This window comes from Rhizobium rosettiformans W3 (assembly GCF_004912135.1).
Classification (GTDB): domain Bacteria; phylum Pseudomonadota; class Alphaproteobacteria; order Rhizobiales; family Rhizobiaceae; genus Allorhizobium; species Allorhizobium rosettiformans.
The window spans coordinates 45730-58219 of record NZ_STGU01000018.1 but is presented as its reverse complement, the minus strand read 5'-3'; the positions used below and the strand labels follow the sequence as shown (position 1 = coordinate 58219).

8 protein-coding genes, 1 other RNA gene and 1 pseudogene are annotated in these 12490 nt (G+C 59.4%); 5 read left to right on the top strand and 5 right to left on the bottom strand.

Translation table 11 applies throughout. The features are described from left to right. The 3 genes and pseudogenes from FAA86_RS21565 to FAA86_RS21555 all read right to left on the bottom strand — a co-directional run. Positions 1 to 2978 (bottom strand): hypothetical protein (locus FAA86_RS21565; RefSeq protein WP_136543050.1); only part of this gene is annotated, 2978 nt, incomplete at its 3' end. 379 nt (positions 2979 to 3357) lie between these two features. Further along, positions 3358 to 4266: a thymidylate synthase gene (locus FAA86_RS21560; protein ID WP_136543049.1), complete on the bottom strand. Its 909-nt coding sequence runs from the start codon at positions 4264 to 4266 to the stop codon at positions 3358 to 3360. 137 nt (positions 4267 to 4403) lie between these two features. Then, a pseudogene (locus FAA86_RS21555) lies at positions 4404 to 4931 on the bottom strand (thymidylate synthase); the annotation flags it as partial. A 162-nt stretch (positions 4932 to 5093) separates the two neighbouring features. On the opposite strand from FAA86_RS21555, the gene ssrA reads away from it, so the two are divergent. From ssrA to FAA86_RS21530, 5 genes are all read left to right on the top strand, one after another. Then, positions 5094 to 5471, top strand: a transfer-messenger RNA (tmRNA) gene (ssrA, locus tag FAA86_RS21550). Between the two features lie 170 nt (positions 5472 to 5641). Continuing rightward, on the top strand, positions 5642 to 6145 hold the full coding sequence (locus FAA86_RS21545) for an SspB family protein (protein WP_136543048.1): 504 nt from the start codon (positions 5642 to 5644) through the stop codon (positions 6143 to 6145). A 54-nt stretch (positions 6146 to 6199) separates the two neighbouring features. Then, on the top strand, positions 6200 to 6391 hold the full coding sequence (locus FAA86_RS21540; protein ID WP_113460842.1) for a DUF4169 family protein: 192 nt from the start codon (positions 6200 to 6202) through the stop codon (positions 6389 to 6391). A 61-nt stretch (positions 6392 to 6452) separates the two neighbouring features. Further along, on the top strand, positions 6453 to 6683 hold the full coding sequence (locus FAA86_RS21535; RefSeq protein WP_136543047.1) for a ribbon-helix-helix domain-containing protein: 231 nt from the start codon (positions 6453 to 6455) through the stop codon (positions 6681 to 6683). 142 nt (positions 6684 to 6825) lie between these two features. Further along, a complete protein-coding gene (locus FAA86_RS21530) occupies positions 6826 to 7194 on the top strand; it encodes a FlxA-like family protein (protein WP_136543046.1) in 369 nt (122 codons plus the stop codon). Positions 7195 to 7218: 24 nt separating this feature from the next. On the opposite strand, the gene FAA86_RS21525 is transcribed toward FAA86_RS21530, so the two are convergent. Together FAA86_RS21525 and FAA86_RS21520 are read right to left on the bottom strand one after the other, a co-directional pair. After that, positions 7219 to 10968, bottom strand: a complete 3750-nt coding sequence (locus FAA86_RS21525) for an AsmA family protein (protein WP_136543045.1) — start codon at positions 10966 to 10968, stop codon at positions 7219 to 7221. A 74-nt stretch (positions 10969 to 11042) separates the two neighbouring features. Further along, positions 11043 to 12452 (bottom strand): FAD-binding oxidoreductase, encoded by a 1410-nt coding sequence (locus FAA86_RS21520; protein ID WP_136543044.1) that lies wholly within the window; start codon positions 12450 to 12452, stop codon positions 11043 to 11045. Positions 12453 to 12490: the final 38 nt, after the last annotated feature.

The window sequence follows — 12490 nt, the reverse complement described above, 5'->3', positions numbered from 1 at the left end:
CTTTGACCGGCGATTTCTTCCGCTTCTAGCCAGATCGGCAGGTACATCGCCTCCTGCATGAGCTCTTCCACCACCTCGACAAGCGACAAGAATGGAAGGAACTCTTCCTGCCAGCGGTCCGGGTGGTCCCTCACCCAATCGCCCTCGGCCTGCTCGAGCGAACTTCGCCAGATAATCAACCAGGATAGGGATTCAGCGTCGATCGAGATCATCATTTGTTTGCATCTGAAGCAGTCAAGCTTATCGCAAACAGACTGGCCGGCGGAATGCTCGTAAGGATCGGCGCAAGCTATGCCGATCCCGACATCGATTGCATCGGCAAGCCTCCGGTGGATCGTTTTGGGGTCCAATCCGATGTACGCAGGAGAACCCGGAACCGCGTGTATTACCGCCGCTTCTAGGAGCTCTTTGAAATAGCGGAGCCGAACCTCGTGCATTAGCCGTAGCGGCATTCGGTCGTAATAGTGTCCGCTGACGCCTTCGGTATGTTGAGCCAATGCAAGGGCAACCCCGAGCTTTCCGCCGTTGTCGATCGCGGCCAGGAGAAGCAACGTAGGTCTCCACATCTGCGGAGTTAGCGCAACTTGCTCAATGCCATCAATTGTACTGCGCTGCTGTTCGAAGAACTTTCGAAGCCCGTACTGATTAATCGGTTGTATCCGTGGCCCAACCTTCTGCAAGAACATCAGGCCTTCGTGTTCTGGGGGGGCAACGTCTCTCAGGTACTTGCCCCATTTCAGTGCGACTTCCAGAGCAAGGCATTCATCAGACCTAACTTCAAAATAGTATATGATAGGCTTGCCCTTCGCCTTCGCCTTGAAGCCCACAACCCGCCGGTAGTTCTTGTCGTTAGACGGTTGGTAGCATTTTTCCAGCAGCCCGCGCCCAACGGGAAGGTTGACGCCCGACCCTTGGAAATAAATCGACGCGCACGCCAACATGAGGGCATTGGTCGGAAGCAGGTAGGCCTGCATCTCGCTTGATGGGGCGATCTCCTGATAGCGCCTCTTGAAAAACCAGTATCCCTCTTCGCCCTCGAGCGGAGCCTTCCTTTTGAACTTGTCCCGGATAAGCCTAAGAGAATTCTTCAAGGCCGTGCGGTCTTCTGTGTCCGGGTTCGGGAAGAACTCTCTGGTTAGGCGTGATTTTTCACCCTGGCTTAATTCGCCATCACAAAGACGGTGCCAGTAAAGGTCCGGGTCCTGCCCCAGCGACGCGAGACGGTCTCCCTCTTCGAGCGTTTGCACCCCCTCGGCGATAAGCGTTTTGAAGCGCTCGTTGAAAAGCTCCTGCCTCCGTTCGATTATAAATCGGGTCGCAGCCACGACTTCGAGGGGGCCTTCTGTTCCGTTGATAAGGAAGTCCTGCTTCAGGGCGGCATAGAAATTCTTAGAGTCAACGCGGTCGGCTTCCGCAAACAATGAGAAATTGTCTGAGTTGGTGAAATTCTCGATGAACTCCATGAAGCCATCGACTCGGCTCTCGTGACCGTCAACCGGCGTCGGTGCAACCTCTGCGAAAGACTTGATGGTTCCGGTGGGTGCCTTACGTCGCCCATTGGGGATGCCACAAGCGAGCCACGGCACCAGACCGGCGACAGCGAGGTTGCGGCTTAGATTGTTCACGACCGCAATTAAGCGAGGTTGGCTGCGCTCGTCGACGCTGTCTTTGTAGCGCATCAGCACGTAGAGCCAGTCTACGTCCTTAACAGCACCTTTGATATGAATATTGTTGGCTACAGCGGCCACAACCCTGTCCTGATGCTTTAGCCAGATGAACAGTTTCATAAGAGCGAGGTGGTATCGTCCGGCCTCCGGCCCCTTCAGTTCCGAGTATGATTTTCGAAAGCACGTTGCCATGCTCATGACGTAGGACTCGGGATAGCCAAGATCGCACATAGCCCCAAAGGAGAAGTACCGTCCTTCGATCTCGGCGCACAGCGGATCAGCTTTAAGACGTGTAATTTTCTCCTTCTCGAACGAAGCAATGAGTTCCAACGCATCTTGATGGAACCGCGGAATACTCAACTCCTTGCGTAGGGCCTTCAAATTGGCAGTACCGTACAGTTCGCGCGTGAACTTACCGGAGGCCAGCAATTCAGAGAGCCGCTGCAACTGCTTTTCCTTGCGGACGCATATGTATCCGGCCTCGAGTGCTTCGCGATCGCGGCGCTTGAAAAGCGCGGTCATGCGCGCTCGTCTCTCGGCGGTAGAAAATGCTTCGGGGATTTGACTTTGTATCGCCGCCCGGTGCTCTAGTTTACCGACAACAACATCTACCTCGCGTGCCTCGATGGAAGCCGTGATCGCGGCATCGACTCTCCGCTCCAGCTCAGCCTCGATCTTTTCCCAATTTCCGTGAAGTAAATTGAAATGGTCGAAGACCTCGGGATGAAGACTGAGGTTCGCCGGATCGATACCCATCCTCTCGGCGATCTTAGACTTGACTACTCGCCCGTGTTTCCAAATTGGTTCTCCGTTTTCGATGCAATTTTGGACAGCTAGGTAGATGCGCTCGCGCTGTGAACCGGGGGGAAGAAAAACGGCTGGCATGCCGGGCTTCATCGTATATCCGATTTCCCGCGCACGCTTGTCGAAACCGACGAGAGCCGCTTCGATGCGCGGAGACAATGCGGCCTTCCGACCAACATCAATCGCTTCAAATGCTTGCTGCCTATCCAACTTCTCATTGGCATAGTGCAAAGTGCGATCTCGAAAGCCTTGATCGATGAAACCGCATAGTTTGGTCAGTCTGTCTTGGGCGTATCCGTCTGCCGTCCTGTCTTCGAATTCGCGAATGAGGTCCTGGTTCTTCGCGACACAAGCTTGAGATAGGCCAAGCTGTCGAGCGAGCTCCGTGTGATTGACGAACCCATGGTCCGTGTAAGGGACGGAGTTGAACGATGGAGCGCCGTTCAAAAACTGACGGAGCCTCTCTCGCCCCCATGCACCCTGACTGACCTCGTCGACAACCGTCACGCCCGCCGCCCCTCGTGACGCGAGGTGGGGACGTCGACGATCCCAGCGCGGGAGACGCGGCCTTCCTTTTCTAGTAACGATCTCGGATGAGTTTCCATTTCCACCACCATCGAAGAATGATGCCGAAAATGAGAGTTCAAATTCGTTAATTATTCGTTAAAGGATTACTGAGGAAAATATTACGCATCACCCAGTGGAAATAAGACGTTGCATTGATCGATGACGGTCAAAATTTTGGAGTCTTATATTGTTCCTATAAATAGAAATTTCATTCGGAGTCTTATATTTTCATTCCAAGAAATTGAAGACTTGGATTATGTCTTTGATTTCCTGGCACCCGTCAGCAAGCTCGCATTACTTTCACCGTTAAGACATCAGACTAAACCGCTACATCTCCGGCTATAGGTGGATGCGGCTCATACCCAGTGACACTGAAGTCTGCGATAGCGAAATCGTTGATGTCGGAAGCCCTGCGACTGATTGAAAGCTTGGGGAAAGGCCGTGGCTCACGGCTTAGCTGCTCCCTTACCTGCTCAAAATGGTTGGAGTATATGTGAACGTCACCGCCTGTCCAAACAAGCTCACCGACTTCCATGTCCACTTGCTGTGCAATCATATGCAATAAGGCGGCTTGCTGGCACACGTTAAAGGGCAGACCGAGGAAAAGGTCACAAGAGCGCTGGAACACCATAAGATTCAATCGCGGGCGCGAACCTATTCCTGAAACGTGGAATTGGTACACCATGTGACAGGGCGCGAGCGCCATTTCGCGAAGTTCCCCCACGTTCCACGCGTGAAAAATGAGACGCCTGCTTGAGGGATTGCCCTTCAAATCATTGATGAGCGTCGCGACCTGATCATGAACCGTGCCGTCAGACGCTACCCAAGCCCGCCACTGTTTCCCATATACTGGACCGAGATCGCCCCACCGCACCGCGAACTCTTCGTCGTCTAGGATGCGTTGCTCGAAATCCTTTTGACTGATCTTTTCGCCCGTAGCCTGCCGGTAAGCTGCCAGTGGCCAATCGGTCCAAATCCTCACTCCCTGGGCCAGAAGTGGTCGTATGTTGGTGCCCCCGGTGAGAAACCAGATCATCTCTTTGACCGCGAGCTTCCAATAGACCCTCTTCGTGGTGAAAATCGGAAAGTCACCCGTCGAGAGATCAAATCGCATCATCGCACCGAGCGAACTAACGGTACCCACACCAGTTCGGTCCATCCGGCTGTCTCCGGAATCAAGAACACGCTGAAGGAGATCGAGATACTGACTTTCTGGATGATGGGTCATCGATTGCCCCAGGCGCTGTTTTGGATTGCTATCGCGTCAAGCTGTTTTGGCCAAGATAACGGTAGCTTGACGACATTGGAATTATCGCTGATAGTTCAATGAATTGCGTGCGTGCTACCGTTCGACAGTCTGGAAAAGAAGGGCACTCCGAGGAAAATGTCGGCGGAACGCTGATAGAGCTGGCAGGACAGCCGCCCGTCCGCCACATAGAACTGGAACAGGCAATGACAGGGCGGCAGCGCCATCTCATCGACAAGCGCCGGGTTCCAGGCCGTCACGATGTGACGCCGCGAATTCGGGTTCGTCTTGATGCTCTCGACGAGTTTGGCCATCTGGTCGATATGCCCGCCGTCATAATCCGGCCAAGAGCGCCACTGCGCGCCATAGACCGGCCCGAGGTCCCCGTTCTCGTCGGCCCACTCGTCCCAGATGCTGACACCGTTTTCCTTGAGATAGCGGATATTGGTATCGCCCTTCAGGAACCAGAGCAATTCGTGAATGATCGACCTCAGATGCAGCCGCTTCGTCGTGATGACCGGGAAACCATCGGCAAGATCGAAACGCATCTGATGGCCGAACACGGACCGCGTGCCCGTGCCGGTGCGGTCACCGCGGTCGCTGCCATTCTCCAGCACGTGGCGAAGGAGGTCGTGATACTGGTGCATGGGTCCATCATCGAGTCGTTGATGCTGGCATCATATCGCCGCCGCCGCCACGAACCAATGCGTTTCGCGGGTTATCCCCGAATCGAGTGGCGGCGCTTCCTCGGAGCACAGCAGGCGCGGTATCGTCAGCCATCCTGATGCGGTGTCCGATTATCCGCTCGCCCTCTTTTCATCGCGATCGGAAACACCTATATCAGCCTTGCCGGGGCTTGCTCCGGCTATGGCAATAAACGGTCGGTGTAATAAACCTATTGGACCCGGGGGCGGTACCCGGCGCCTCCACCAAAAACCGGTCGGTGACGACATCATGTTCGGACCGGCTTTTGATGGGGGCGAAATAGGATCGACAAGGGCGTAAAGATCGAACTTTTGCTCGGCATGATACCGCCGTTATCGGGTCACAAGTGTAGTTGCAAACGACAACAACGCTAAGGGTTACGCTCTCGCTGCCTAATGGCGGTGCGGGAAACCCGCTCTAAGTCCTTAGGGTTAGCCCCTTAAGGCGGGGTCCGAAGGCACCTGGCAACAGAAGCCTTCACCTAACCTCCCCCATTCCTTCCCCATGACTTTGCTTCGGATTTCGCTGCTACCCGGCGACATTGATTTGATATACATTACGCGAACCAGTTTCACGCGCCGGGGCTTTTCCGCTTCGCCGTGTCATGGCATAAGCCGCTGAAATTCGGCATGACAAGGAAAGCAGGGATCTGATGGGGCACGACCATATTCGCTACGACATTCTGGCCCAGGACGCACTTCGCGGCGTCATCCGCAAGGTCTTGGCCGAGGTTGCCGCGACGGGGCGCCTGCCGGGTGACCATCATTTCTTCATCACCTTTCTGACCGGCGCTCCGGGTGTGCGGATCTCGCAGCATCTGAAGGCCAAGTATGCCGAGCAGATGACGATCGTGATCCAGCATCAGTTCTGGGATCTGAAGGTGACCGACAGCTTGTTCGAAATCGGCCTGTCCTTCTCCGATACCCCGGAGAAGCTGGTGATTCCGTTCAACACCATCCGCGGTTTCTACGACCCATCGGTCAACTTCGAACTCGAATTCGATGTGCCGCTCTCCGAGGAGGAGGAAAACGACGCCGAGATCACCGCGTATCCAGTCGAAGCCATCGCCAAGCCGGACGAGACAGATGCGGCGAAGACCGAGGAAAAGAAGGAGGGCTCAGTCGTATCGCTCGATGCCTTCCGCAAGAAGCATTGATCAGACGACGATCGGCCGGGTCAAAAGCCCGGCCTTTTTTGTGGAGCACCGAGAATGGCCGCCGACATCGTCAATCTTCGCCAGTTTCGCAAGGCCAAGGTCCGCAGCGAGCGCGAAGCCGCAGCCGAGCAGAATCGCATCAGCCACGGTCGCACCAAGGCGGAAAAGTCTCTGACACGGGCATTGAACGACAAGGACGCCCGCCAGCATGAGCAGGGACGCCTCGAGAAGCCTGAGCAGGATTGAGGGCTTTTCAATCCACGTTCGTCCAGCTTGGCACGCGTCAGCGTCTAGCACGGAGTTGCCCTTGATCCGGAAGCGATCAATCAGCCTTCAGGGACACCGGACAAGCTTCTCGATCGAGGATGAATTCCTGGCAGAGCTGAAGCTGATTGCGGGCGAGCGGAAAATGAGCCTTGCGTCCTTGATTGCTGAGATAGACGAGGCACGCCCTGTGACCTCGAACCTGTCGTCGGCCTTGCGACTGTTCGTCTTGGCCGAGGCCAAGAAGACAGCATCCAATCGTGACAAAGAATAATTATCTGCGGCACATACTCATTTAAATATTGGAATAGGATGATCCTGTATCGCCGGAACCGGCGATTCGGCCTAGCTGCCGAATGGCCTGACACTCTGACGGACTTTTGAACTGCAACTTTTTCAGTCAAGGTTTTCCGATCATGACCTCCATCTCGACGTCGACATCCTCCACCACGATATCCACATCCACCACATCCGCCGGCAATTCGACATCGGCCATCAAGGCTCAGATAGCCAGCCTGCAGAAAAGCATCTCGAGCCAGGAAGAAGCTCTGGATGCAGCGGCCACTGACGACGAGAAGGCTGAAATCAATGAAGCCCTGACAGAACTTCGGGCGCAACTCTCGAAACTGGAAGCGCAGCTTGCGGCCGCCAAGGCAGCGTCCGATCAGGCGACTGGTGAAGAGACAGCGCCGCTGCTATCCGGCGAGAGTGATCTGATCGGCAGCTCGAACCTCACCGAAAATGTCGAAGACACGCCCTTCGGTGAACGGACCGCCTACGTCTGAGACGTCCGGGCGAACCAAAAGGCATTACTCAACGCCCGGCAGGCCCTCGAAGGTCATGTCGGGCAGCGGCTGGCGCACGACGCGCTCCTCCGGCGCGACGGGAAACGCCGGTCGTTCGGCGGGAATGGTCTCCGTCGTCACGTCACCGGGCTCGGTGCTCGGCTGCGGCTCGACAGGTGTCTCAGCCTCCCCCGCGGCCTGCGCCTCCGCGGCAGCATTGGCTTCCTGTTCGGCCTTCAGCCTGGCTTCCTCTTCCAGTCTCAAACGCTCGGCCTCGGCACGCTCCCTCTCGGCAGCGCGGGAGCGTGCGAGAGCAGCCTCGCGGCGCAGACGCTGCTTCTCTAGTACACTTGCTTGCAGTGCCTCGACCCGCCGGCGCTCAATCTCGAATGCCCGCAGCGACGCGAAATTCGTCAGTTCCGTTACGTCGAGCGAGCCCTCCGGCGCTAGAACCGGACCATCGAGCAAGAGCCGGAAGTTCGGTTCGGCGCCCTCGATAGCGCCATCGCCAGCATCGAGCGCGATCCCGACTTCGGCCTCCAGCATGCCGCTCCGCAGGTCTAGCCGCAGATTCCCGTCGAGCTCCGCGTCCGCCGTCCGCTGTGTTGCGGCCTGAACACGCACGGTCCCATCCGAAAGGGCAAAGGGCAGCGCCACGTCACCCAGGTCCGTCGGACCGCTCCGCAAGAGACGCTCAGTGATCTCCCGCACCTTCTCCTCGGTTACCTCGGTACCGAGGGCATCAAAACCGCTCAGGAGGTCCGGCATGATCGAGAGATTGAAGTCATCGATGCGCGCTGCCTTGAGGCGGACCTCGCCGGATCCGCTTGCGCCACCGATGAGTTCGGCCGGCGTCTTGCCGCCGCCCTCGACGACGAAGGTGGCGTTGAGCTCTCCAGAAGGCGTCTCGCTGGAAACGATGCCACGCTCGACACGCAGCGCATTGATCGCCCGCGCCAAATCCCCCTTGGAGAGATCGAGACGCGCCTGCATGAAGCCATTGCCGTCGCTGTTGGCGATCGAAAGACGCCCCTCGACCGCCCCACCAAGCCATGTGCCGGAAATATCCTCCAAAGCCAGTTCGCCGGCATTGTTGCGAAGCTTGGCCCGAACCTCAGTCATCGCCTCCGCCAGGCCTGGCCACAGCCGCCCAACGGAAAAATCGAGGTTGAGGTCGAACGGCAATGCGGCAGCAGCCAGCGGCGTTTCGGACAGGCTGCCGGTCGACGGATCATAGACCGGTCCGACCACACTCTCCGCCAGCCACTCGAGGTCGAGTTGTTCGAGCGTCAGTGACCCTGTCGCAGCCGGGACCGTCCCTGTCAGGTTGATTTCTCCCTTGGCCGAAACGTCTTGCCCGGCCACACGGCCGTCGAGGCTCTCGACCGCCAGCTGACCTTTCGCAAGCGAGATCCTGATGTCGCCGGCCACCGGCACGCCCGTCGCGGCCTCCGGCAGACTGAGGCCGAGCGCCATCAGATAGGGGCCAAGATCCTGGCTTTCGACTGAGACGACCCAGGAACCGTCGAGCAGACCAGGCGTATTGACTGCCGTGAGGCTTCCCGTGGCGTCCAGCGTCGTCACTCTGCCTGCGAATGCGACCTCGGCCTCCGCCGTGCCGTCGCCCGCCGCATCCAGCGTCAGCGTCAGGACACCACCCTCACCGACAGTCCAGGGAAGCGGGTCGAAACCGACCTGTCCGAGCAGGATTTGCGCCTCGTCGTTTTCCAGCTGCACGTCAAACCGGCGCGGACCGCCGTTCAGAAGCGCTGAAAGGTCGGCAGCGGTGGCTTTGGCCGAGACTGCACTGTCATTGATCCGACCCGATAGATCGAGGCTGACGTCACCCGATGCCGGTACGGCGAGCGTCCCCCGGAGGTCGCTGTCTTCATACCAGCTTGCGCTGTTCGAGAGCCGCTCGATCAGCGGAGTGTTCGGCAGCCGCTCGCGCATGAGCGCAAGGAATGGGCCGGCATCCGCGGAAGAAAAACCGATCTGTACCTGGCCAATGGGTTTCGTCTCGGCATCGCTCAAATTGCCGGTCACCCGCAGGGAGCTTCCCGCGACATTGCCGAGGTTCAGACGCTCGATCGAAAGCTCACCGGCCTGGTAGGAGGCGACAGCTTCGACATCTTCGGCGGTCACACCGAATGCCCGGAGCGCATCCACCTTCAGGCGCGTCGCCACGCGCTCGGCCAGCAGCCGCTGCTCAGCATCCTCGCCGACCACCAGCGCCGCGATCGCGCGCGCCGCGTCGAGATCGAGCCCCTCGCCCGTGAGGTCAATGGAGAGGCTCGCCGCCTGGCCACTGCGCGATTCCCGCTCGATACGGCCCTTCAGCGGCTCGGCACCGATGGCAAGCTCGAGGTTCTCGAACCGCTGCAACTCGGACGTCAAACTGACCGAGGCGGAGAAGCCGGCCGACGGCAGACCTCGTATCGCCGGATCGACACGCCCGGAAATCCAGGTGGCAAGGCCGGAGGGCTGGGTGGTGGCGATCAGAAGATTGCCCTCGAAGGACGGCGTGCCGCGAAGCACCAGCCGACCACTCGCCTCGACCTGGGTGCGGCCTGGCAAGACCCCGACGGCCTTGTCCACGGTCCAGCCATTCCCCGCCGGACGCACATCGAGCTGCAGGTCACGGAACACGGTGTCACCCGCGACAATGGCCGGAAGCCGCAGCGTTGCGCGACCGGGAACCGTCGGGATCGGGATCTCGGCGGCGGTCGCCATCAAGAGCGCCATGCGCTGCTGCATCGAGACCGTGCCGTTACGCGAGGTCTTGGCCCGGCTTCCATCCGCCGCCAGCCGGTTCACATCCACCTGCTGCCCCTCGGCCGTTAGCAGGAATTCAGGCTCTGCGCCTGTATCGAGCTTGCCCTCCCCTGTGATCACATAGGGGTCGACGGCATCGCCTAGTTCGAGACGGTAGCTGGGAATGGTCACGCTGTCATTGGCAAGCTTGAATTCGCCGCGCACACGAGGCGCCGGCGCCGGCGCCGGCCGCTGGCTCGCTTGCGCCTCCTCGACAGGTTGCGCTACCTTCCAGGTCGAGCTGAATGTGCCCGCATAGAAAGGCTTGCCCTCTTCGAGCGCCAGCTCACCATCGAGCGTCAGATCGAAGGGCCGCGCCTGCGGATCGATCCGCAGCCGGAGAGGCAGGCTCGCATCGGTGAAGGCCGAAGTCGTCAGGGTGAATTGCGCCGCCTCGCCGTCGAGCACCGCCTCGCCTTCGACCGACCATGGCCCGGCCAGCGTGCGCGCCGACAAGGCCGCATCAAGTTCACTCAAGAGCCGATTGCGGCCGGTTTGCTCGTCGATGAATTCCACCGTCCCGCCGGTGACGGAAACCTTCTCCAGGATGACGGACCGCGCCGGGATGGTCGGCCTGCTGCCACGCAGCCAGTCGAGCGTGCCGTCGGGCAAGAGCCGGATGCGCGCCTTCGGCTCTTCGATGCGCATGTCGAAGATGCGAGCCTCACCAGACAGGAAGGGGGCGAGTTCCGCATCGAGGGAAAAGCGCGCCACCCGCACCAGCGGCGTTCCGTCCGTATCCGTCCCGACGGTGACGTCCTCCATCGTGACGGAGGGGAACGGCAGCAGGCGAGCGCTGACCTCGCCATTCACCACGACCTTCTTGCCGAGCAACTGGCTCGCCTGGTCCTCGAAGTTCTGGCGGAAATTGGTCCAGTCGACGAAGAACGGTGCCAGCAGCGCTGCGAAAAGCGCGAGCACCAGAAGTCCGCCGAGCGTTGCCAGTATGCGTCCGAGCACCGAATGCCACTCCCTTGATTACGGCCCCGAAGGTAACGCAATTCGCCGCAGGGGCAACCCGCAAGCTCTTGCAGTCACAGGCGAAAGATCTTGCCGGGATTGAAGATGTCGTGCGGGTCGAGACCGGCCTTGATCGCCCGCATTGCCGGCAAGGCGGAGCCCAGTTCCTGCCGCAGATATCCGATCTTGCCCTGCCCGATGCCGTGTTCGCCGGTGCAGGTACCCTCCATGGCAAGGGCGCGACCGTTGAGGCGCTCCAGGAAGGCTTCTGCCCGCTCGACATCGGCCGCGTCCTTATCGTTGAAGAGCAGCAGAACGTGGAAATTCCCGTCACCGGCATGACCGACGATCGGTGCAAGGAAGCCGTTCTCCTGGATGTCCGCCTGGGTCGCGGCCACGCATTCCGCGAGCCGCGAAATCGGAACGCAGACATCCGTGGAAAGGGCCGCAAGTTCCGGCGCGAGCGCCCGGCTTGCCCAGTATGCATTGTGCCGCGCCTTCCACAGCTGATTGCGCTCTTCCGCATTGGCGGTGTAGGCGAAAGGCCCGCCACCGAACTCAGCCGCGATCTCGCCGAACTGCGCAGCCTGCAGCGCCACCGTTTCCTCCGTGCCGTGAAATTCGACGAAGAGTGTCGGCTGCTCGGCATAGGAGAGCTTGGAATAGGCGTTGCAGGCGCGGATCTGCATTTCGTCCAGCAATTCGATGCGCGCAACGGGTATCCCCATCTGGATCGTCATGATGACCGCATTGCAGGCATCCTCCAGTGTCGGAAAGGCGCAGACGCCGCCGCTGATCTTGGCCGGGATACCCTGCAGCCGAAGCGTGACCGACGTGATGACCCCGAGCGTGCCTTCCGAGCCGACAAAGAGCCGCGTGAGATCATAGCCGGCGGAGGATTTGCGCGCCCGATGGGCCGTGCGGATTTCCTCGCCGTCAGCGGTCACCACGGTCAGCGCCAGCACATTGTCCTTCATCGTGCCATAGCGCACGGCATTGGTGCCCGAAGCGCGCGTCGCGGTCATACCGCCGAGCGAGGCGTTGGCGCCCGGATCGATCGGAAAGAAGAGACCGGTGTCGCGCAGATACGTATTGAGGTCTTCCCGCGTCACACCAGGCTCGACAGTGCAATCGAGGTCTTCGGCATTGACCGACAGGATCTTGTTCATGCGGCTGAAATCGACGGAAATGCCGCCGAACGGCGCATTTACCTGCCCTTCGAGCGAGGAGCCGGTGCCGAATGGCACGATCGGCACCCGATGCTCCGCGCAGAGGCGCACGACTTCCCGAACATCCTCGCTGTTTTCGACGAAGACGACGCCGTCGGGCAACTGCGACGGCAGATAGGTCGTGGTGTGACTGTGTTGCTCGCGGAAGGACTGACCGGTCTGGAAGCGCTCTCCGAAGCGCTGTTTCAGAAGTGGCAAAACGGAGGCGATACCCTCTTCGTTGCGTTTGCCGTCGATCACATCCTTGCGGGCCATCCGCGACCTCCCGAAATCCTGTCATGGCGCGCACCGGC

Coding starts and splice junctions, on each gene's coding strand:
- FAA86_RS21560 (WP_136543049.1), bottom strand. CDS start 4,266: ATGACCCATCATCCAGAAAGTCAGTATCTCGATCTCCTTCAGCGTGTT.
- FAA86_RS21545 (WP_136543048.1), top strand. CDS start 5,642: ATGGGGCACGACCATATTCGCTACGACATTCTGGCCCAGGACGCACTT.
- FAA86_RS21540 (WP_113460842.1), top strand. CDS start 6,200: ATGGCCGCCGACATCGTCAATCTTCGCCAGTTTCGCAAGGCCAAGGTC.
- FAA86_RS21530 (WP_136543046.1), top strand. CDS start 6,826: ATGACCTCCATCTCGACGTCGACATCCTCCACCACGATATCCACATCC.
- FAA86_RS21520 (WP_136543044.1), bottom strand. CDS start 12,452: ATGGCCCGCAAGGATGTGATCGACGGCAAACGCAACGAAGAGGGTATC.